Source organism: Falsiroseomonas sp. CW058 (assembly GCF_050563535.1).
GTDB lineage: Bacteria > Pseudomonadota > Alphaproteobacteria > Acetobacterales > Acetobacteraceae > Falsiroseomonas.
The window spans coordinates 115,000-136,422 of sequence record NZ_JBNXUO010000013.1; the positions used below are offsets into that span (position 1 = coordinate 115,000).

A 21,423-nucleotide genomic window follows, 5' to 3' on the forward strand; every position below is an offset into this window, starting at 1 on the left:
GAAAGAACGGCAAGATTATCCCGTTTTCCTCATCTTCGCATCCGCGGTCCGGACATGTCGCCGCAACAGGCCGAGCAGCGCCTCCGCCGCCGGCGTCAGCGGCGCCCCCTTGCGGGAGACGACGCCGAGCCGGCGCGTGATGGCCGGATCGCGCAGCGGCACCGCGACCACGCCCTGCGACCCGGCGGCGTCCACCGCCAGCCGCGGCACGACCGCGAGCGCGAGCCCGGCTTCCACCATGCTGATGGCGGTCGCCAGGTGCTGCACCTCGTAGTGCCAGTCCATCGCGTCCCGCCGGGCGCCCAGCGCCTCGTCCAGCAGGGCGCGGTTGCCGGTATGGGGGGCCACGCGCACCAGCCGCCGCCCCTCCAGCTCGGACCAGGCGACATGCGCGCGGCCCGCCAGCCCGTGCCCTGCCGGGCAGGCCAGCACGAAGGCTTCCGCCATCAGCGGCGCGATGTCGAGGTCGAAGCGGTTGGCCGAGACGATGGTGATGCCGAATTCCGCCTCGCCGCGCGCCACGCGCTCCGCGATCTCGCTCGCGGAGTTGTCGAGGACCTTCACCGTCACCTCGGGGTGGGTCTCCGCGAAGTCGCGCAGCAGGCGCGGGACGTGGTGCATGGCGATGGTGGGCAGGCAGCCGATGGTCACGCTCTGCTGCCGGCTGCCTGCGCCTGCGCGCAGCTCCGCCAGCGCGGCCACCAGCGCCTCCACCGGCGCGCGCGCGCGGCCCGCCAGCTCCGTCCCCGCGGGCGTCAGCGTCACCTGCCGCGTGGACCGCGCCAGCAGCCGCAGGCCCAGCCCCTCCTCGAACTTGCGGATGCGGTGGCTGAGCGCGGTCTGCGACAGGTTCAGATGCGCCGCCGCCTTGCGGAAGGACCCGCGTTCCGCGATGGACAGGAAGGCCTCCAGGCCGAGGAAATCCAGCGCCACGCTACTCGGCGGCCTTCGGCAGCGCGCGCGGCAGGGCCATGCCGGTCAGCTCCGACACGCGCGCGATGCCGCGGCGCGCGCAGAAGGCGCGCAGCCCCTCGATCACGCCCGGCATGGCGGTGGGGCTGACGAAGCTGGCCGTGCCGACCTGCACGGCGGCCGCGCCCGCCATCATGAACTCCACCGCATCCTCCGCCGTCGCGATGCCGCCGACGCCGATCACCGGCACCCGCACCGCCTGCGCCGCCTGCCAGACCAGCCGCAGCGCGATGGGCTTGAAGGCCGGGCCGGAGAAGCCGCCCATCCCGGCGCCGAGCTTCGGCCGCGCCGCCTCGATGTCGATGGCGAGGCCGAGGATGGTGTTCGCCACCACCAGCGCATCCGCGCCTTCGGCTTCCGCGGCCCGCGCCACGGCCGCGATGTCGCCGGTGTTGGGCGACAGCTTGACCCAGAGCGGCAGGCGCGTGGCAGCGCGGATCGCGCGCGTGGCGGCGGCGGCGCCGGCCGGCTCCATCGCGAAGGCGCGGCCGTCCTCCTCCAGGTTGGGGCAGGAGATGTTGGCCTCGATCGCGGCGATCCCCGGTGTCGCGGACAGGCGCGCCGCGGCCTCGGCGAAGGCGGCGGCGGTGGGGGCCGAGAGCGAGACGACCAGCGGCGGGCGGAAGCGCCGCCATTCGGGCATGGCATGCGCGATGAAGTGGTCGAGGCCCTTGCCCGGGATGCCGATCGAGTTCAGCACCCCCGCCTCCGTCTCGCACAGCCGCGGCAGGGCGTTGCCCTCCCGCGGGTCCGGCGTGACGGATTTCGTCACCAGCGCGCCGAGCGCGTCGAGGTCGAAGACCTGCGCGAGTTCCGGCCCGAAGGTGCCCGAGGCCGGCATCACCGGGTTCGCCAGCGCCAGCCCGCCGATCCGGACGGACAGGTCTACCATGCCATCGCCGCCTGCAGGTCGAAGACCGGGCCTTCCGCGCAGACGCGCAGGTTCACCACCGCGCCGCCCTCCCCCCGGATCTGCCGCACGCAGCAGAAGCACATGCCGAGCCCGCAGCCCATCTGCTGTTCCAGGGCCACCTGACCGGGAATGCCGCATTCGGCGGCAAGCCGCTGCAGCAGCAGGAACAGCCGGTTCGACCCGCAGGTGAAGACCGCATCCGGCCGCGCGGCGGCGAAGCGCGCGCGCAGCAGCGCCTCCACCCGCGCCGGGTCGCTGCCGCCATCCTCGTCGAGCACGGGGTGGATGACCGCGCCCGACCCGCCCGCGAATTCCTCCGCCATCAGGTCCGCCGCAGCCCGCGCGGACAGCACGGCCTCCACCGCGATGCCCTGCGCTGCCGCCGCGACGGTCAGCGGCGCGAGGGTGGCGAGCCCGACGCCGCGCGCCAGGATCAGGATGCGCCGCCATCCCGGCTCCAGCCGGAAACCCCGGCCGAGCGGCCCGAGGACGGACAGCGCATCCCCCGCCCGCAGCCCCGCCAGCGCCGCCGTGCCGCGCCCCTTCACATGGAACAGGAAGCCGAGCGGCACGCCCGCCCCGCAGCGCCAGATGCTCATCGGCCGGCGCAGATAGGGACCGCCCCCGGCGCCGTCCCGGCAGAGCAGGTGGAAGAACTGCCCGGGCCGGCTGCGCGCCGAGAGGTCCGGCGCATCCAGCACCAGGCGGTGGTAGCGACGCCCCACCGGCGCGCTGTCCAGAACCGTCACGCTGCGCTCGGCCACCGGGAAGGCGGCCGCACCGAGGTCCATCGCCCCTGTCCTGCTGCTGGCCTGCGATGTTCGGGCCCGGGGGGTGGAAGTCAAGCGCGGCTTGTCCGCGCCGCCCCGCCGGGGGAGAGTGCCGCCCATGGATGCCCCGCCGGCCGACCCGCCGCCCGCCATCGCGCCCGACCTGGCCGCGATGGCCCGCGACCTGTTCGAGGAACTGCGCGCCGCCCATCACGACGGCACCGGCATCACGCGCGAGACATATGGCGCGGGGGAGACGGCGGCGATGCGCCGGATCGAGGCGATCGCCCGAAGCGCCGGGCTGGACTGCGCCTGGGACGCCGCCGCCAATCTCCGCATCAGCCTGCCCGGCACCGACCCCGCGCTGCCGGCTGCCGCCTGCGGCTCGCACCTCGACAGCGTGCCGCAGGGCGGCAACTTCGACGGCGCGGCGGGCGTCATCGCCGGGCTTCTCGCCCTGCTCGAGGCGCGGCGCGGGCCGCCCCTTCACCGCACGCTGCACCTGTTCGTGATGCGCGGCGAGGAAAGCGCCTGGTACGGCCGCCCCTATCTCGGCTCCTCCGCGCTGTTCGGGCGGTTCGACCCGGCCTGGCTGGACCTGCCCTGCCTGCGCGACCCCGCGCTGACGCTGCGCGCGGCCATGCGGCGCGAAGGCGCGGACACCGAAGCGGTGGCGGCGGGGGCGCGGCTGCTAGACCCTGCCACCCTGTCCCATTTCGTCGAGCTGCACATCGAGCAGGGGCCGGTGATGGTGGCGCGCGGCGTGCCGGTCGGCCTCGTCTCCGGCATCCGCGGCAACCACCGCCACCCCGCGGCGCGCTGCACCGGGGAGGCCGCGCATTCCGGCGCCGTGCCACGCTGGCTGCGGCGGGACGCGGTGCTGGGGGCGGCGGACTTCGCCATGCGGCTCGACGCCAGCTGGCGCACGCTGCTGGAACGCGGCGAGGACCTGGTGATGACCTTCGGCATCTTCACGACCGACCCGAAGGAACACGCGATGACGCGCGTGCCCGGCGAATGCCGCTTCACCCTGGAATACCGGAGCGAGAGCGAGCGGACGCTCGACGACTTCCTGGCGCTGGCGGAAGCCGAGGCCGCCGATGTGGGGCGCGAGAGGCGGGTGCGGATCGACCTCGGCCCCGGCGTGCGCACGCCGCCCGCGGTGATGGACCCCGGCCTGCTGGGCCACGCCCGTGCGCTGTGCCGCAGCGCGGGCATCCCGCATGAGGTGCTGGCCAGCGGCGCGGGGCATGACGCGGCGATCTTCGCCAATGCCGGCGTGCCCGCGGCGATGGTCTTCGTCCGCAACGAGCACGGCAGCCACAACCCGGCGGAGGCGATGGAGTTCGGGGACTTCCTGACGGGCGCCGCCGTGCTGCGGTCGGTCCTGCTGACGGGGGCGGAGGCGATCGGCCGATGATGACGGACCAGGCCGCGATCGGCCGCCGCACCGCGCAGATCCTGCTCGACACCGGCTGCATCCTGCTGCGGCCGGACCGGCCTTTCGTCTTCTCCTCCGGCTGGGCGAGCCCGGTCTACCTCGACATCCCGCGCGCGCTGTCCTTCCCGCTGGCCCGCGCCGCGCTGCTGCGGGGGGCGGAGACGCGCATCCTGTCGGAGGTCGGCTTCGACGGATTCGACTGCGTGGCCGCCACCGAACAGGGCGGCATCGCCATCGCGGCGATGCTGGCGGAACGCTTCCACCTGCCCTTCGTCACCGTCCGCCGCCGCGCGCAGGGCTTCGGCAACGACGCGCATATCGAAGGCGCGCTGCGGCCGGGCGCGCGGGCGCTGCTGGTCAGCGACGTCACCACCGACGGGCGCAGCAAGGCCGGCTACTGCCGCGCGCTGCGCCGCGCGGGGGCGGAGGTGACGCAGATCTTCGTGCTGTTCAAATACGGCATCTTCGACCGCGTGGTGACCGACATCGCCGATGTCGGCGCGCGGCTCTTCGCGCTCGCGACCTGGGAGGATGTGCTGCCCGAGGCGGAATCGCGCGCCGCCCTCCCGGCCGACGCGGTGGCGGAGTTGCGGCGCTACCTCGCCGATCCCGTCGCCTGGTCGGCGGCCCGCGGCGGGCTTGCGGCACCGCCCGCGGCATGAGCCGGCGCGTCATCCTCGTCACCGGCGCGGCATCCGGGATCGGTGCCGCCTGCTGCCGGCGGCTGGCCGGCCCGGACAGCGCCGTGCTGGTCCACACGCGGAAGAACGCGGAGGGCGCGGCGCGCGTCGCGCAGGCGGTGCGGGATGCGGGCGGGCAGGCCGCGGTGATGCTGGGCGACATCGCCGACCCGGCGCTGCCGGAGGCGCTGGTGGCGCGCGCGGCCGACGAGTTCGGCGGGCTCGACGTGCTGGTGGCGGCCGCCGGCTTCGCCGACCGCACGCCCTTCGCCGGCGCCGCCGACGCGGTCTTCGCGAAGTCGCTGGATGCCGTGCTGTGGGGCTTCCTGCGGACCGCCCGCGCGGCGCTGCCGCACCTGGCGGGGCGGCGGGCGCCGCGGATCGTCGCGGTGTCGTCCTTCGTCGCGCATGTCTTCCGCACCGATGTCGCGACTTTCCCCGCCAGCGCCGCGGCCAAGGCGGGGGTGGAGGCGCTGGTGCGCGCCCTGGCGGTGGAGGCGGCGCGGTCCGGCATCACGGTGAACGCCGTGGCGCCGGGCTACACGCGCAAGGACCCGGGCGCCCATGCGGCGCTGAGTGCGGCGCAGTGGGAGGAGGTGGTGGCAAGGATCCCGATGGGTCGGCTCGGCACGCCCGAGGACGTGGCGGCGATGGTCGCCTTCCTGGCCTCGGCCGAGGCCGGCTACGTGACCGGCCAGGTGATCCATGTGAATGGCGGGCTGATCTAGCGCCCCGTCCGCGCGGGCGAGATCGCCGTCCCTCCCCCGCCGGGGCGGGGGAGGGGGCGGCTTTCCTCAGTTCCCGCGCATGCGGACGTGGCGCAGTTCCAGGTCCTCCTGCACGCGCATCGTGAAGTCGGCCACCGTGTCGCGCACCGCGAAGACCTGCGGCTCCTGGTGGAGCGGGATCATCGGCAGCAACTCGCGGAAGCGGGCCCAGTACTGGGCGGCCAGTTCCTGCCGGCGGGGATCCTGCGGGGAGATGGTGCCGATCTCCCGCGCCAGCGCGTTCATCTGGTCGTCGCGGAAGCGGCCCCAGTTGAAGCTGCCCTCGCCCAGCAGTTCGCGCGCGGGGTTGGTGATGTCGAAGTTCCCGGGCGTCCAGCCGAGCATGTAGAACTGGTACTCGCCGTTGCCGCCGCCCTGCAGGTGGCGCCCGAAGGGCACCGCGTTCAGCCGCGCCTGGATGCCGACGCGCTGCAGCATCGCCACCGCCGCCTGGCAGATCGCCTCGTCGTTGACGTAGCGGTTGTTCGGGCAGTTCAGCGTCAGGCGGAAGCCGTTCGGGTAGCCGGCCTCGGCCAGCAGGCGGCGCGATGCGTCGGGGTCGAAGGGCAGGCGCTCATTCGCGGCGGCGACGAAGCCGCCGATCGCCTGGCCGATCGGGATGCCGGCGGCGACGGTGGAGTTGCGCAGGACCACGCGGGTGATCGTGCCCATGTCGATCGCCTGGTACATCGCCCGGCGCACGCGCACGTCGCGCAGCGGGTTCGGGCGGCCGGGCTCGTCCAGGCTCTCGGCGCGGTCCACGTCCATCGCGAAGTAGATGCTGCGCGCGGTCGGGCCCGGCATCAGGCGCACGCCGGCCGTCTGCTGCACGCGCGGCATGTCCTGGAGCGGGACGTGGTACATGATGTCGAGCTCGCGCGACAGCAGCGCGGCCACGCGCGTCGGCGCCGAGGCGATCGGGCGGAACACGGCGCGGGTGATGCCGTGCGTCATCGCCGCCGCGTCCCAGTATTGCGGGTTCGGCACCAGCACGGTCCGCTCGTCCGCCAGGCGTTCCACCACGCGGAAGGGCCCGGTGCCGTTGGCGTTCAGCTGCGGGAAGGCGGTGGCGGCGCCGGGCTGGCCGGCGCGGGCCACGGCCATGGCGTTGTTCGCCTGCACCCAGGCGCTGTTCATGATGAAGAACAGCGTCAGGTCCTGCAGCAGGATCGGGTTCGGGCCGCGGGTGTCCATCTCCACCGTGAAGTCGTCGATGGCGCGCACGGCGGTGACGGATTGCAGCGTGTAGGCCATGTCGTTCTGGCGCACGCGCTCGGCGGACATCACGACATCGGCGGCGGTGAAGGGCTCCCCGCCATGGAAGCGGACGTTGCGGCGCAGGTGGAAGCGCCAGGTGGTCGGGCTCGGCTGTTCCCACCGCTCGGCCAGCGCCGGGCGCACGCTGCCGTCGGGCTGGCGCTTCACCAGCGGCTCGTAGACATTCTCCTTCATCGTGTTCGTCACGCCGTGGTTGTTGGCGTGCGGGTCGAGGCCGAGGATGTCGTTCGCGGTGGCCCAGGTGAAAGTGGTGGCCCGGGTGGGCGCGCCGGCGAGCATCGCGCCCAGCGCGGCGGCGCAGACGGCGCCGCGCAGCAGGGCGCGGAAGGGCATCTTGGGCATTCCTGTCGTTCCCGTTTCGGTGGGGCGCGGAAGATGCGTTAAGCCGGGTTCATCTGTCCAGCGCGGGCCGCGGCGCCATCACGCCGCGGCGCCGCGCGGGCCGGCCGGGGCATCGGCCGCCCCAGGGGACGTTGGGGCGGGCGCCGGGGCGGGGGCCGGGGGCGCCGCCTCCGCGGTCGCTTCCGCCTGGCAGAGCGCGATCACCTCCCGCACGGAGGTGACGATGCTGTCCGCGGCGCCGCCGGGCGCGCCCCCCTGGGCGCGCAGTTCCGCCAGCATCGGGCTGTCCGCCGGCGCATGCCAGAGGCCGAGCACGACCTGCACGCCCGGCACCTGACGGCGCAGGCGGCGCAGGAAGTAGCGCGCGGCGGTGGCGCTGCTGCCCTCCTCCAGCACCGACAGGCAGCACAGCCGCACCCGGGCGGGGTCGAGCCGCGGGTCCGGCTCGCCCTCCAGCACGCCGCGCGGGATCGGAGTGGCGCCGAAGCCGGCCTGGGCCAGCGCCTGCGCCGCGACCGCGGCGGCCAGGTCGTCCAGCCGGCCGCGCCCGGGCACGCAGAGCACCGCGCCCGGCTCCCGCCAGGCGGCGGGCAGCTGCGATTCGCTCTCGGCCCTCGGCGTCTCCGCCAGTTCGTCGAGCAGCGCCTCGACCTGCGCGCGCACCACGTCCAGCCTCTCCGGCTCCAGCACCTCGCGCGACCAGTCGGCCTCGGCCAGCGCCAGGCCGCGCAGCGCCACCTCGTCGTGCCAGGCCACCAGCGACCCGCCCTCGCGCAGATGCGTCCGCGCCTGCGCCACCAGCGCATCGGCATCGCCTTCCAGCGCGCGCTGGTAGAAGCTTTCCTCCGGCGCGAGCGGCGGCTTGTTGCCCAGCATCACGTCAAGGAATTCCAGCTGCGGGACGTGGCGCCCCAGCACCACCAGCAGCACCGTCAGCGGCGTCGCCAGCAGCAGCCCGATCGGGCCCCACATGAAGGTCCAGAAGGTGGCCGCCAGGATGACCGAAAGCGGCGACAGCCCGGTGGACCGGCCGAAGATCAGCGGCTCCGCCAGCTGCCCCATCAGCGGCTCGCTCACCAGGAACAGCACCAGCACGGCGATCGCCAGCCCCCATCCCGGATCGGCCGCGAGCGCGAGGATGACCGGCGGCACCACCGCGATGAAGGTGCCGACGAAGGGGACGAAGCGCATCAGCCCCGCCAGCAGCCCCCACAGCAGCGCGCCGGGCAGGCCCAGCACCCACAGCACGGCGGCGATGACCACGCCGAAGGCCGCGTTCAGCGTCAGCTGCGACAGGAACAGCCGCGACAGGCGATGCGCCGCGTCGTCCATCGCCCCCATGGTGCGGTGCAGGTCGCGCGCGCCTGCCAGCCGGATCAGCCGGTCGCGCAGGTCCTCCCTGTACAGCAGGATGAACAGTGCGAAGACCACGACGATGCCGGCCGTCGCCAGCGGCTCCAGCACCGGTTCCGCCACATGCGCCAGCACGTCGAGAGGGGATGCGCCGGGCGCCACCGGGGCGGGGGCGGGCGGCCGGAACGGATCAACCCCGCGCGAGAAGATGTCGGTGATGCCCTTCAGACCGGCTTCCGCCTGGGCGACCAACTCGTCGAGCCTCAGCGCCTCGAGCTTGGCGCCCATCACGCTGGCATAGCGCGGCAGGTCCCCCGCCAGGGCCGCGACCTGGCGCACCACCATCACCGCCAACGCGACGATGACGCCGACGCCCGCCAGCACCGCCAGCAGCACCGCTGCCACCCGCGGCAGCCCGAGCCGGCCCAGCAGGCCCGCCAGCGGCGCCAGGACGAAGGCCATCAGCACCGCCAGCACCAGGGGCACGAACAGGTCCCGCCCGAGATAGAGCGCCGCCACCACCAGCGCGCCCGCGACGAGCGCGAACAGGTTCGAATGCGGCACCCCGGCGACGGCGATGCCGCGTCGGGAACGGTCGGGCGGCCTGATCTCCACGTCGTGTCCCTGTTCTGGCGCGCGTTGCGCGGATGCAACGCATCCCGCCCGCATCGGTTCGGGCCGGCGAACCCGCAGGGCGCGGCGGCGCTATGGCGACGCGAACACCCCCCCCGAAGGCCACACGCCCCCTTGCCCCTCACCGCCATCGCCGCCGCCCCGATCTCCTCCCCCCTGCCCGGCTGGGCGCAGCGCGCGCCCGGCGCGGCCGCGCTGCTCGTGCTGCTCGCCATCGCGCTCGGCGCCTGGAACTGGACCGCGGGGGAACGCGATGCCACGCGCATCGCCGCCGCACGCGGCGTCGTGCTGGGCGCCGAGGGGCTGCTGTCGGCGCTGAAGGACGCGGAGACCGGCCAGCGGGGCTTCCTGCTGACGGGGGACGAGGCCTTCCTCGAGCCCTACCATGCCGGGCGGGAGGCCGTGCCGCTCCGCCTGCGCGAGATGACGGAGGCGGCCGCCCTCGCCGGCCTGCCGCCGCACGATGGGCTGCGCGCCGCGGCCGAGGGCAAGCTGGCCTGGACCGCATCGGTGATCGGGCTGCGGCGCGACGCCGGCCGCCAGGACGCCCTGTTGGAGATGGAGAGCGGCCGCGGCAAGGCGCTGATGGATGCCGCCCGCGCCGAGGCCGCGCGCACCCAGCGCCAGGCCGCCGCCCATGCCGATGCGGCGGAGGCGGCGGCGCGGCGGCGCGGGCTCTGGCTCGGCCTCGCCTCGCTCGGCTGCGTGCTGGCCGCCTGCGGCCTGCTCGCGGGGCTGGTGCTGGTACGGCGGCGGACGGAACGGCGCACCGGCGCGCTGCTGCAGGGCGTGATGGAACACGCGCCGGTCGGGCTCGGCTTCCTCGACCGCCGGCTGCGCCTCAGCCATGCCAACCGGACGCTGGCCACCCTCGGGGAGCGCACGCTCGGCGTCGAGGCGGGCAGCGAGACGGCGCTGCCCGAGGCGGTGCGGACGGAGCTGGTGCCGCGGATGCAGGCGGTGCTGGCCGGCGGCAAGGCGCAGACCAACATCGCGGTGGCGGTGCGCCCGCCGGGCAAGGAAGGCCAGGTGCGGCACCTGCTGCTCGGCATCTTCCCGCTCAGCGGGGGGGACGAGGCGGGCGGCGTGGACGGCGTGGGCCTGGTCGCGATGGATGACACGCTGCGCCGCCGCGCGGAGGAGAGGCTGCGGCGCAGCGAGGCGCGGCTGCGCAACCTGGTGGACGCCATCCCGCAGCTGGCCTGGATGACCGGCCCGACCGGGGAGATCCAGTGGTACAACCGCCGCTGGTACGAGTTCACCGGCACCGCCCCCGCCGACATGGAGGGCTGGGGCTGGCGCAAGGTCCACCACCCCGAGCATGTCGAGCGCGTGGAGGCCCGCTTCCGCGAGGCGATCGCCGCGGGCGGGGCGTGGGAGGACACCTTCCCCCTGCGCGGCGCCGATGGCCGCTACCGCTGGTTCCTCTCCCGCGCGCTGCCGCTGCGCGACGCGCCGGACGAGGAGGATGCGGAAGGCGCGCTGATCGGCTGGTTCGGCACCAACACCGACATCACCGAGCTGCGTGAGGCGGAGGAGGCGCTGGCCGCCGCCAAGGCCGCGGCCGAGGACGCGAACCTGGCGAAAAGCCAGTTCATCGCCAACATGTCGCATGAGCTGCGCACGCCGCTCTCCGCCGTCATCGGCTATTCCGAGATGCTGGAGGAGGAGGCGGCCGAGATCGAGGGCGGCTCCTCCTTCCTCGACGACCTGCGCAAGATCAACTCCAACGCCCGCCACCTGCTCTCCCTCATCAACGACGTGCTCGACCTCTCCAAGATCGAGGCGGGCAAGATGGAGATCCTGCCCGAGGACTTCGACGCGGCCGCGCTGCTGCGTGAGGTCGCCTCCACCGTAGAGGCGCTGGTGGAGCGGCGGCGGAACACGCTGGAGCTGGAGGTGGCGGGCGACCTCGGCGAGATGCATTCGGACCCCGTGAAGCTGCGGCAGTGCCTGTTCAACCTGCTGGGCAACGCCGCGAAGTTCACCGAGGGCGGGCGCATCACCCTCTCGGCGGGGCGGGAGACGCGGGGCGGGCAGGACTGGCTGACCTTCCGCGTCGCCGACACCGGCATCGGCATGACGCCGGAGCAGCTCGACAAGCTGTTCAGCCGCTTCACCCAGGCCGATGCCTCCACCACGCGGCGCTTCGGCGGCACGGGGCTCGGCCTGTCCATCACCAAGGCGTTCAGCGCCATGCTCGGCGGCGAGATCACCGTGCGGAGCGAGCCGGGCCAGGGCAGCGCCTTCACGCTCCGCATCCCCGCCGACCTGCGCACCGCGCGGGCGGAGGAGGACGAGCCGGCCGCCCAGATCGGGGAGGCCGCGGCGGCCGAGCATGACGGGCCGGCCGGGCTGGTGCTGGTGGTGGACGACGACGCGGCGACGCGCGACCTGCTGTCCCGCTTCCTCCGGCGGGAGGGCTTCGCCGTGCGCTGCGCGAGCGACGGGGCGCGCGGGCTCGAGATGGCGAGGGAGCTGAAGCCGGCGGCCATCCTGCTGGACGTGATGATGCCGCGGATGGATGGCTGGGCGGTGCTGTCGGCGCTGAAGGCGGACCCCGACCTGGCGGAGACGCCGGTGGTGATGGTGACGGTGGTGCAGGAACGGGGCCTCGCCTTCTCGCTCGGCGCGGCGGACTACCTCAACAAGCCGGTGCGGTGGGAAAGGCTGAAGCGCGTGCTGGACCGCTTCCGGCGAGAGACGCAGCCGGGACTTGCGCTGGTGGTGGAGAGCGACGAGGCGGAACGGGCGGAGCTGGTCGCGCTGCTGGCGGGCGAGGGATGGACGGCGGAAGCGGTGGCGACGCCGGACGCGGCGCTCGCCCGCCTCGCGCAGCCGCCGGTGCCGGCGGTGCTGCTGATGGAGCTGCGCCCGGGCGGGAGCGGCGAGGAATTCGCCCTGCTGAGGGAGATGCGGCGCCGGCCGGAACTGCGCGACCTGCCGGTCATCGCGGTGACGGATGGCGAGGTGCCGCCGGAGGAGCTCGAGAAGCTGCGCGGCGAGGTGCGGCGGATCGTCCCGGCGGAGGAAGGGATGCCGGAGGAACTCCTGAACGAGCTCCGCCGCATCGCGCCGGCAGGAACAACGGAGGGTGCGGGATGACGAAGATACTGCTGGTCGAGGACCACGAGGAGCTGTGGGACTTCCTGTCCCGTCGGCTGAAGCGCCGCGGCTTCGAAGTGGTGCTGGCGCATGACGGCCAGGATGGCGTGGACAAGGCGCGGGCCGAGCAGCCGGATGTCATCCTGCTCGACATGAACCTGCCGGTGATGGATGGCTGGACCGCCGCGCGCACGCTGCGCGGGGACGGCACGACGGCACGCATCCCGATCATCGCGCTGACCGCGCACGCCATGTCGGGCGACCGCGGCAAGGTGCTGGAGGCCGGCTGCGACGACTACCACCCGAAGCCGGTGGACTTCTCGAAGCTCGTCGCGCAGATCGACGCCGCGCTGCTCGGCCGGGACGAGGCGGCGGAGGAGGAGAGCGGCGGCTGATGCGACCGGCCATCCGCGATGGCCGCTCGCATGACTTTTTCTGTGCCCTCAGGCGCCGGGCGGCCGCATCCGCGGCCTCGGCTGCGCGCCACGTGGCGCGGCGGCCATTCGGCCGCTCGGCCCACTCCGTGGGCCGCAAGGGTCAGTGCATGATGCCGGACGTATGATCCGCGGCCGCCGCCCACATCACTCCGGCAGGGGGCGGAGATCGGCGCAGAACACGTCCTTCAGCGTCGTGATCAGAGTCTCCACCCTCGGGTCGGAGATCCTGTAATGGATGGTGGTGCCCGCGCGCCGCGTCGCCACCAGCCCATCCTCCCGCAGCTTCGCCAGGTGCTGCGACACGGCGGGCTGCGACAGGCGCACGCGTTGGGCCAGGCGGCCGACACGCGCCTCCCCCTCCACCACCAGCGTGCAGAGCAGGATCAGACGCCGCTCATTCGCCAGCAGGCGCAGGATCGCCGCCGCCTCCGCGGCGCGTTCCTCGAGCGTCAGGAGCGCCTGCCCGTCCATGTCCCGCATGCCTGTCCGGCAATCTCGCTGTTCGCTGGTGGGGGCGCAGTATGGCCAGCGCAGCGCGGTTGAGAAGTCCCGTCCCCGTGCGCGGCGCGGCGCACCCCGTTCGGCAACGCGACCGATCCGGCGCCGCTACGCGCGTTCCAGCCGCGCCGCGCAGTGCTTGAAGCCCGGTATGCGCCCGACGGGATCGAGCGCGGGCGAGGTCAGCAGGTTCGCCGCCGCCTCGGCATAGGCGAAGGGAATGAAGGCCAGCCCTTCCGGCAGGGCCGGGTCCTCCCGCGCGGCAAGCTCGACCGCGCCGCGCCGCGTCACCACGCGCAGCCGCGCGCCGGGCGCGACGCCAAGCCGCCGCAGCTCCGCCGGCGCGAGCGACACGGTGGGCGCGGGCTGCAGCGCATCCAGCACCCGCGCGCGGCGCGTCATGGCGCCGGTGTGCCAGTGCTCCAGCTCCCGCCCCGTGGTCACGACGAAGGGGTATTCCGCATCCGGCGCCTCCTCCGGGTCGCCGGGGCCGGCCGGCACCAGCCGGGCGCGGCCATCGGGGGTGGGGAAGCGGTCTGCGAAGACGACAGCCTGCCCCGGCGAATCCGGCGCGGCGCTGGGATATGTGACGCCGCCCTCGCGCTCCAGCCTCTCCCAGGTGATGTTGGCCAGCGACGGCATCGCCCGCGCCATCTCCGCGAAGACCTCGCGCGGATTCGCGTAGGCCCAGCCGAGGCCCAGCCGGCGGGCCATCTCCACGATGATGGCCAGGTCCTGCCGCGCCTCGCCCGGCGGGGGCACGGCGGCGCGGCCCAGCTGCACCTGGCGGTTGGTGTTGGTCACCGTGCCGTCCTTCTCCGGCCAGGCCGAAGCGGGCAGCACCACATCGGCCAGCGCCGCCGTCTCGGTCAGGAACAGGTCCTGCACGACGAGGTGGTCGAGCCGCGCGAGGGCCGCGCGGGCATGCGCCAGGTCCGGGTCGGACATGGCCGGGTTCTCGCCCATCACATACATGCCGCGGATCGCGCCGCGTTCCGCCGCGTGCAGGATCTCGACCACCGTCAGCCCCGGCGCGGGGTCGAGCGTAGCGCCCCAAAGCTCCTCGAGGAAGGCGCGCGCCGCGGGGTCGGAGGTGCGGTGGTAGTCGGGCAGCATCATCGGGATCAGCCCCGCATCGGACGCGCCCTGCACGTTGTTCTGCCCGCGCAGCGGGTGCAGCCCCGCCCCCGGCCGGCCGACATGGCCGCAGACCAGCGACAGCGCGATCAGCGCACGCGCATTCTCCGTCCCGTGCACCGACTGGCTGACGCCCATGCCCCACAGCGTGAGTGCCGCCCGCGCGCGGGCGAAAAGCCGCGCGACGCGGCGGATCTGCGCCGCATCCACGCCGCAGCGCGCCGCCACCGCTTCCGGCGCCCAGGCCGCGACATGCGCGCGCAATTCCTCGAACCCGTCCACCCGCGCCGCGACGAAGGCGGCGTCGTGCAGCCCTTCCTCCAGGATCGTGTGCAGCATGGCGTTGAGCAGCGCCACGTCCTGCCCCGGCGCGAAGCGCACCACCTCCTCGGCGAAGCGGTCGAGCCCGGTGCCGCGCGGGTCCATCACCACGAGCTTCGCGCCGCGCGCGGCCGCGTCCTTCAGGAAGGTCGCGGCGACGGGGTGGTTCTCGGTCGGCCGCGCGCCGATCACCAGCAGCAGGTCGGCCTCGGCCGCGGCGGTGAAAGGCGCGGTGACGGCGCCGCTGCCGATCGTCTCGAACAGCGCGGCGACGGATGCGGCGTGGCACAGCCGCGTGCAGTGGTCCACGTTGTTGGTGCCGAAGCCGGTGCGGACCAGCTTCTGGAACAGGTAGGCCTCCTCGTTCGATCCCTTGGCGCTGCCGAAGCCCGCCAGCGCCGCCGGGCCGATGCCGTCGCGGATGCGGGCGAGGCCGCCCGCGGCGCGCGCCATCGCCTCCTCCCACGACGCCTCGCGGAACTTCGCGCGGGCCGCGCGCGGATCGGCGCAGTCGGCCGGGTCCTTCGCCGCGCCCTCGATGCGGACCAGCGGCCGCGTCAGCCGGTCGGGATGGCGGAGATAGTCGAAGCCGAAGCGCCCCTTCACGCAGAGCCGCCCGAGATTCGACGGCCCGTCGAGGCCCACCACCTCCTCGATCGCACCGTCGCGCGTGCGGAAGCCGATCCGGCAGCCGACGCCGCAATAGGGGCAGACGCTCGCCACCTCGCGCTCCGGCGGCGCGGCGCGGCGGCCGCCCGCATCCAGCACGGCGGCCGGCAGCAGCGCGCCGGTCGGGCAGGCCTGCACGCATTCCCCGCAGCCGACGCAGGAGGACGCGCCCATCGGGTCGAGCAGGTCGAAGGCGACCGTCACCCCCATGCCGCGCCCCGCCAGCCCGATGACGTCGTTGTGCTGCACCTCGCGGCAGGCGCGCTCGCACAGGCCGCAGGCGATGCAGGCGTCGAGCTGCACGGCCATGGCGGGGTGCGAGTGGTCCGGCGCCGGCCGCGCGGCTTCCGGCGCGAAGCGGGACGACCCGACGCCGAGCCTGCCCGCCCAGCGCGCGAAGCCGCCGGTCGCGTCGCGCGCCGCGGCGCCCGGCTGGTCGGCCATCAGCAGTTCGAACACCATCCGCCGCGCGCGGACCGCACGATCCCCCGCGCTGCGCACCACCATCCCCGGCGCCGGCTCGCGGATGCAGGAGGCAGCGAGCACGCGCTCCCCCTCGATCTCGACGAGGCAGGCGCGGCAGTTGCCGTCCGCGCGGTAGCCCGGCCGCGGCAGGTGGCAGAGATGCGGGATCTCCACGCCCTCGCGCCGCGCCACCGCCCAGATCGTCTCGCCCGGCGCGGCCTCCACCTCCCGCCCGTCCAGCGTGAACCTCACGGCACCTCCTCCGGGAAGAAGCGCAACAGGCTGCGCACCGGGTTCATCGCCGCCTGGCCGAGCCCGCAGATCGAGCCGTCCGCCATCGCCTGCGCCAGTTCCTCCAGCAGCGCACGGTCCCAGCGCGGGGCGTCCAGCATCCGCGCGGCCTTGGCGGTGCCGACGCGGCAGGGCGTGCACTGCCCGCAGCTCTCGTCGCGGAAGAAGCGCAGCAGGTTGCGCACGGCCTCCGGCAGGTCGTCGCGGTCCGACAGCACGACGACGGCGCCGGACCCCACGAAGCAGCCCTGCGCGTCCAGCGTGCCGACATCGAGCGGCAGGTCCGCCAGCGCCGCCGGCAGGATGCCGCCCGAAGCGCCGCCCGGCAGATAGGCCGCGAAGGCGTGCCCCGCCGCCATGCCGCCGCTGAACTCCTCCACCAGCTCGCGCGCGGTGACGCCGGCCGGCGCCAGCTTCACGCCGGGGTCGCGCACGCGGCCGGAGACGGAAAAGAAGCGCAGCCCCGACCGCCCGCGGCGGCCCTGCGCGGCGAAGCGCGCCGCGCCGCCAGGTGTGCCGAGGATCTCCGGCAGCCACCACAGGGTCTCGACGTTGTGGATCAGCGTCGGGCGTCCGAACAGGCCGCGCTGCCCCGGGAAGGGCGGCTTGTGGCGGGGATAGCCGCGGCGGCCTTCCAGGCTTTCCAGCAGCGCCGTCTCCTCCCCGCAAATATACGCGCCCGCGCCGCGGCGCAGATGCACCGGGACCGGCAGCAGCCCCGCAGCGTCCAGCGCCGCGATCTCCCGCGCGAGGACGGCGCGGAGCGCGGCGTATTCGTCACGCAGGTAGAACCAGCAGGCCTCGGCGCCGATCGCGACGGCGGCCAGCAGCATGCCTTCCAGCACGCGATGCGGGTCGGCCTCCAGGCAGTGGCGGTCCTTGAAGGTGCCGGGCTCGCCCTCGTCGGCATTCACCACCAGGTGGCGCGGGCCGGGCTGCGACAGCACCAGCCGCCACTTCCGCGCCGCCGGGAAGCCGGCGCCGCCGAGGCCGCGCAACCCGGCGGCCTCCAGCGCGGCCAGCGTCGCCTCCGGCGCGGGCGGCGTCGCCTCCGGCGCGGGGGGCGTCGCCTCCGGCGCGGGGGGCGCGCGCAATGCGGCGTAGCCGCCGCGGGCAAGGTACTCCGCAAGCGTCGGCGGCGCCGGCCGGGAGACGGCGCCGCCCAGCACCCGCGCCACCGTCGCCTCCTCCACCAGCCCGTGCCCGACCGCGCAGGCCGGCGCGCGGTGGCAGGCGCCCATGCAGGGGGCCCGCACCACCCGCGCATCCGGCATCGCCGCGGCGATGCCATCCCGCAGCGCATCCGCGCCCGCCATGGCGCAGGGCAGGCCGTCGCAGACGCGGATCACGGTCGCGGGCGGCGGCGGGGCGTCGTCGGGCAGGATGTCGAAATGCGCGTAGAAGCCCGCCACCTCGAACACCTCGACGGGCGCGACGCGGTGAAGCTGCGCGAGCGCGACGAGATGGCCTTCCCGCAGGCAGCCGTGGCGGTCCTGGATGGCGTGCAGGTGCTCGACCATCAGGTCGCGCCGCAGCTTCAGGCCGGCGATGGTCTCCCCCACCTCGGCCAGCGCCGCACCGGTCGCGACCCGCCCGCGCGGGCGGATGCGGGGCAGGCCGCGCGCGCCCGCGTTCACGCCGGGGCCGTCGGGGGCATCCATGTCACGCCGCGTTTCCTTCCTCTGGCACGAGCCTAACGCGGGAAGGCCCGTCCGGTCACCCCGTGGCCGCGCCCGGCCATCGCAGGCGCGGGGCGGGGCCGGGTTGGAAGCGGCGGCGTCCTCGCCTAGCCTGACCGATGGGTCAACACGCGGGAGCGGCCATGAAACCCTGGGACGGGATCATCCCCGAGGAAGAGCAGCGCGCCTACCGCGCCGCCGGCTTCGGGCGCAGGTCGGGGCTCGGCCGGCGCCCGGCGCTGCTGATCATCGACGTGCAGTACCGCACCACCGGCACGACGCCGCTTCCCTTCTTCGAATCGATCAAGGAATTCCCCACCTCCTGCGGAGAGGTCGCCTGGGGCGCGGTCGGCAACATCGCGCGCATCCTCGGGCTGTTCCGCGAACGCGGCTGGCCCGTGCTCTATCCCCATGTCGCCCCGAAGGAGAGCTTCGACACCGGCCGGCTCGCGGAGAAGGTGCCGGCGCTGATGACGGTGGCGCGCAATGGCTACGACTTCGTGGCGGAGATCGCGCCCGGGCCGAAGGACGTGCTGTTGCCGAAGAAGCACCCCTCCGCCTTCTTCGGCACGCCGCTGGCCAGCTACCTGATCGACCTCGGCGCCGACACGCTGGTGGTCACCGGCTGCACCACCAGCGGCTGCGTCCGCGGGTCGGTCGTCGATGCCTTCGCCTACAACTTCCGCGTGGTCGTTCCGCAGGACGCGGTCTATGACCGCAGCCAGGTCTCGCACGCCGTGAACCTGTTCGACATGAGCGAGAAATACGCCGACGTGATGACAACCGAGGAGACGGTCGCGGCGCTGCGCGGCGCTGCCGCGCCATGACCGCCTTCGACCTCGTGCTGCGCGGCGGCCGCGCCGTGCTGCCGGACGGCGAGGCCGCCTGCGACATCGCGCTGCGCGACGGCCGCATCGCCGCGCTCCTCGCCCCCGGGGAGGCCTGCGCGGCGGCGGAGGAGGTGGCGCTGCGCGGCCTCGCGGTGCTGCCCGGCGCGATCGACGTCCACCTGCATCTCGGCCATGGCAGGGACATCTCCCGCCCCCGCGTGCCGGGCGATGCGGACCGGGAAAGCGCGGCCGCGGCGGCGGGCGGCATCACCTGCTTCATCCCCTACCTGATGGCGTCCGACCCGTTCGAGGACGTGCTTCCCGACGTCGTCGCGGTGACCGAGGCGGGGGCGCGGATCGACTTCGGCTACCACCCCATCATCTCGACCGAGGCGCAGCTGGCCGGCGTCGCGCGCTATGCCGCGGAATGGGGCGCGCCGACCTTCAAGATCTTCATGAACAACCGCGGCGGCGAGGGCAAGCGGCTCGGCCTGCCCGACATCGACGACGGCTTCCTGCTGCGGCTGTGCGAGGCGGCGGCCGCCTGCGGCGGCATGGTCTGCCCGCATCCCGAGACGATCGAGATGGCCTGGGTGCTGCGCGACCGGCTGATGAAGGCGGACCCGGAGGGGCGCGGTGGGCTCGCCACCTGGAACGCCACCCGCCCGCCCTTCGTCGAGGCCGACGCGGTGCAGCACGCGGCCTATGTGGCGGGCGTGGCGGGGGTGCCGCTCTATGTCGTGCACACCTCCTCGGAGGAGGCGCTGAGGGCGGCGCTGCGCCAGCGCGCGGCGGGCGCGCGCGTCTTCGTGGAGACCTGCCCGCACTACCTGACGCATGACGTCACATGGGAGGGCGGCGACACCGGCAAGATCAACCCGCCGCTGCGCGAGCCCACCGACCGGGAGGCGCTGTGGCGCGGCGTGCTGGACGGCAGCGTGGACACGGTCGCGACCGACCATGTGCATCGCGACGCCTCCGCCAAGGCGGGCGGCATCTGGGCGGCCTCCCCCGGCTGCCCGGGGATGGAGACGATGCTGCCGGTGCTGCTGAGCGAGGGGCACGCGAAGCGCGGGCTGACGCTTGCGCGCATCGCCGCGCTGACGGCCACCAACCCGGCGCGCTGCATGGGCCTTTCCCATGCGAAGGGGCGCATCGCGGTCGGGATGGACGCGGATCTCGCCGTGGTGGACCCGAAGGCGCGCTGGACGGTGACGCGGGAGGGCGTCGTCTCCTCGGCCGGATATTCGATCTACGAGGGGTGGGAGATGACGGGCCGCGTGGTCCACACCCTCGTCCGCGGCCGCTTCGCGCTGCGCGACGGCGCGCTGGACGACCGCCTGGTCGGCACCGGGCGCTACGTGAAGCGGGCGCTGCGGCACGCGGGGTAGCCGCGCGCCGCCTTGCGTCGCCCCTTCCCCGTGGGGAAGGGGCGACGGGCGCCTGGACCATGATCCGCGTTGATTGAAGCGCGGATCATGGTCCAGGCTCTTGTTTTCTCGCGTGATTCACGCCTCCGGCCGTTCCAGCCTGCGGCGATCACGCTCTAGGCGAAGCTGCCGTCCGAAAGCGGCAGCTTCAGGCCGTACAGCCGGATCACGTTGTCCCGCAGCACCTTCGCCTTCGGCCCCTCGCGCAGGCCCAGCGCCTCGAACTCCTCGCGCGCGCGCTCGGGGTCGATCACCGGGTAGTCGGTGCCGAAGATCACCTTGTCCTGGCCGAAGCTGTTCATGAAGCGCACGAACTTCTCGTCCCAGTGCTTCGGCGCATAGGCGTCGGTGCCGATGAAGACGTTGCGGTGCTTGTAGGCCACCGCGATCATCTCCTCGGTCCAGGGCCAGCCGATATGGATGCCGACCAGCTTCAGGTCGGGAAAGTCGCAGGCGATGGTGTCGAGCGTGATGGGCCGCCCGACGCTCTTCAGCGGCCGCTCGTCCGAATAGCGCAGGCAATGGCCCACCTGCATCTGGATGGGGATGCCGAGTTCGCAGCACTTCGCGTAGATTGGGTAGTAGCGCGCATGGTCGGGCGCCATCTCGAACCAGTGCGGGTAGAGATGCGCGCCGACGAAGCCGAGCTCCTTCACCGCGTATTCCAGGTGGCGCAGCCCGGCCATGCCCTCGGTCGGGTCGACGCCGGCCAGGCCGCTGAAGCGCGTCGGGTGCCGGCGGCAGACCTCGGCCACCGCCTCGTAGGGGACGCGGCGGTTGACGACGTGCTGCGCGCTGCCGGCCTTGATGGCCAGCAGGAAGCAGTGCTCAATCCCCGCGCGGTCCATCTTCGCGAGGAAGGCGTCCTCGGTCATGCCGACGAACTGGCCGGGATCCTGGCCGATCTTCCCCTCGATGAAGCTGCGCTGCCATCCCTCGCGCTTCGGGCTCGACCCGAATTCGAGATTCACGACGGCATCGATGCCGAGCGTCCTGTAGGCGGCCATGCGTCCCCGGTCCCCTGGTTGCGAGGGCGGCAGCATAACCATCCCGCGCCCGGGGTCACGCCGGGGCGGGGTTTCGGCTACACCCGTCCGGTGCGCCGCGCCCCGACCCGATCCGCCCTGATGCTGCTCGCGCTGTTCGCCGCCGCGTCGGCCGCCGCGCAGCAGCCTTCCCCCCGCGACATCCGGGAGGCGGAGCGCACCGCCGCCGAACGCCGCCGCGCGGCCGAGGAGGCCGCCGCCCTCGCCCGCCGCCGCGCGGAGGAGGAGGTGCGCCTGGCCGACCAGCGCGTGGAGGCCGCCCGCGCCGCCCAGGCCGCCGAGGCGCAGCTGGAGGCCGCGCGCGCCCGCCATGCCGCCGCGCAGGCCGAAGGGGCCGAGGCCGCCGCCGCCGTCGCCCGCCGGGCC

17 protein-coding genes are annotated in these 21,423 nt (G+C 74.2%); 8 read left to right on the plus strand and 9 right to left on the minus strand.

All coding sequences use genetic code 11. The annotated features are described in order from the left end of the window. Positions 1–15 precede the first annotated feature (15 nt). From ACK8OX_RS12745 to ACK8OX_RS12755, 3 genes are read right to left on the minus strand one after another with little or no spacing between them, the layout of a single operon-like run. Positions 16–933, minus strand: a complete 918-nt coding sequence (locus ACK8OX_RS12745; protein WP_430664493.1) for a LysR substrate-binding domain-containing protein — start codon at positions 931–933, stop codon at positions 16–18. Position 934: 1 nt separating this feature from the next. Further along, entirely contained in the window at positions 935–1,864 is a 930-nt protein-coding gene (locus ACK8OX_RS12750; protein ID WP_430664494.1) for a dihydroorotate dehydrogenase, read from the minus strand. Further along, positions 1,858–2,676, minus strand: coding sequence for a dihydroorotate dehydrogenase electron transfer subunit (locus tag ACK8OX_RS12755; protein ID WP_430664495.1), 819 nt, complete (start codon positions 2,674–2,676; stop codon positions 1,858–1,860). The genes ACK8OX_RS12750 and ACK8OX_RS12755 overlap by 7 nt, the downstream gene beginning before the upstream one ends. 97 nt (positions 2,677–2,773) lie before the next feature. Between ACK8OX_RS12755 and ACK8OX_RS12760 the strand changes: the two genes are divergently transcribed. From ACK8OX_RS12760 to ACK8OX_RS12770, 3 genes are read left to right on the plus strand one after another with little or no spacing between them, the layout of a single operon-like run. Then, on the plus strand, positions 2,774–4,075 hold the full coding sequence (locus ACK8OX_RS12760; RefSeq protein WP_430664496.1) for a Zn-dependent hydrolase: 1,302 nt from the start codon (positions 2,774–2,776) through the stop codon (positions 4,073–4,075). Beyond that, the gene (locus ACK8OX_RS12765; RefSeq protein WP_430664497.1) at positions 4,072–4,758 is read left to right on the plus strand and encodes an orotate phosphoribosyltransferase; all 687 of its coding nucleotides are present in this window, start codon (positions 4,072–4,074) and stop codon (positions 4,756–4,758) included. The genes ACK8OX_RS12760 and ACK8OX_RS12765 overlap by 4 nt, the downstream gene beginning before the upstream one ends. Beyond that, positions 4,755–5,504, plus strand: coding sequence for an SDR family NAD(P)-dependent oxidoreductase (locus tag ACK8OX_RS12770; RefSeq protein ID WP_430664498.1), 750 nt, complete (start codon positions 4,755–4,757; stop codon positions 5,502–5,504). The genes ACK8OX_RS12765 and ACK8OX_RS12770 overlap by 4 nt, the downstream gene beginning before the upstream one ends. Positions 5,505–5,570: 66 nt before the next feature. Here ACK8OX_RS12770 and ACK8OX_RS12775 read toward each other — a convergent pair whose 3' ends face one another. Further along, positions 5,571–7,163, minus strand: coding sequence for an ABC transporter substrate-binding protein (locus ACK8OX_RS12775; protein WP_430664499.1), 1,593 nt, complete (start codon positions 7,161–7,163; stop codon positions 5,571–5,573). 78 nt (positions 7,164–7,241) lie between these two features. Next, on the minus strand, positions 7,242–9,131 hold the full coding sequence (locus ACK8OX_RS12780; RefSeq protein WP_430664500.1) for an AI-2E family transporter: 1,890 nt from the start codon (positions 9,129–9,131) through the stop codon (positions 7,242–7,244). A gap of 132 nt (positions 9,132–9,263) precedes the next feature. Here ACK8OX_RS12780 and ACK8OX_RS12785 point away from each other — a divergent pair, with 132 nt between their 5' ends. Beyond that, positions 9,264–12,254, plus strand: coding sequence for an ATP-binding protein (locus ACK8OX_RS12785; protein ID WP_430664501.1), 2,991 nt, complete (start codon positions 9,264–9,266; stop codon positions 12,252–12,254). Further along, on the plus strand, positions 12,251–12,649 hold the full coding sequence (locus ACK8OX_RS12790) for a response regulator (protein ID WP_430664502.1): 399 nt from the start codon (positions 12,251–12,253) through the stop codon (positions 12,647–12,649). Before ACK8OX_RS12785 ends, ACK8OX_RS12790 begins: the two co-directional genes overlap by 4 nt. Before the next feature lie 186 nt (positions 12,650–12,835). Here ACK8OX_RS12790 and ACK8OX_RS12795 read toward each other — a convergent pair whose 3' ends face one another. From ACK8OX_RS12795 to ACK8OX_RS12805, 3 genes are all read right to left on the minus strand, one after another. Continuing rightward, positions 12,836–13,171 (minus strand): ArsR/SmtB family transcription factor, encoded by a 336-nt coding sequence (locus tag ACK8OX_RS12795; RefSeq protein WP_430664503.1) that lies wholly within the window; start codon positions 13,169–13,171, stop codon positions 12,836–12,838. 126 nt (positions 13,172–13,297) lie between these two features. Further along, a complete protein-coding gene (gene fdhF, locus ACK8OX_RS12800; RefSeq protein ID WP_430664504.1) occupies positions 13,298–16,033 on the minus strand; it encodes a formate dehydrogenase subunit alpha in 2,736 nt (911 codons plus the stop codon). Then, positions 16,030–17,733, minus strand: coding sequence for an NADH-ubiquinone oxidoreductase-F iron-sulfur binding region domain-containing protein (locus ACK8OX_RS12805; protein ID WP_430664505.1), 1,704 nt, complete (start codon positions 17,731–17,733; stop codon positions 16,030–16,032). The genes fdhF and ACK8OX_RS12805 overlap by 4 nt, the downstream gene beginning before the upstream one ends. Positions 17,734–17,894: 161 nt before the next feature. Here ACK8OX_RS12805 and ACK8OX_RS12810 point away from each other — a divergent pair, with 161 nt between their 5' ends. Together ACK8OX_RS12810 and ACK8OX_RS12815 are read left to right on the plus strand one after the other, a co-directional pair. Continuing rightward, the gene (locus ACK8OX_RS12810; RefSeq protein WP_430664506.1) at positions 17,895–18,578 is read left to right on the plus strand and encodes an isochorismatase family protein; all 684 of its coding nucleotides are present in this window, start codon (positions 17,895–17,897) and stop codon (positions 18,576–18,578) included. Then, positions 18,575–19,972 (plus strand): dihydroorotase, encoded by a 1,398-nt coding sequence (locus tag ACK8OX_RS12815; RefSeq protein WP_430664507.1) that lies wholly within the window; start codon positions 18,575–18,577, stop codon positions 19,970–19,972. The genes ACK8OX_RS12810 and ACK8OX_RS12815 overlap by 4 nt, the downstream gene beginning before the upstream one ends. Before the next feature lie 155 nt (positions 19,973–20,127). On the opposite strand, the gene ACK8OX_RS12820 is transcribed toward ACK8OX_RS12815, so the two are convergent. Further along, the gene (locus ACK8OX_RS12820; RefSeq protein ID WP_430664508.1) at positions 20,128–21,018 is read right to left on the minus strand and encodes an amidohydrolase family protein; all 891 of its coding nucleotides are present in this window, start codon (positions 21,016–21,018) and stop codon (positions 20,128–20,130) included. 120 nt (positions 21,019–21,138) lie between these two features. Here ACK8OX_RS12820 and ACK8OX_RS12825 point away from each other — a divergent pair. Beyond that, positions 21,139–21,423, plus strand: a 285-nt coding sequence (locus tag ACK8OX_RS12825; RefSeq protein ID WP_430664509.1) for a hypothetical protein, incomplete at its 3' end; no start/stop codon positions are given.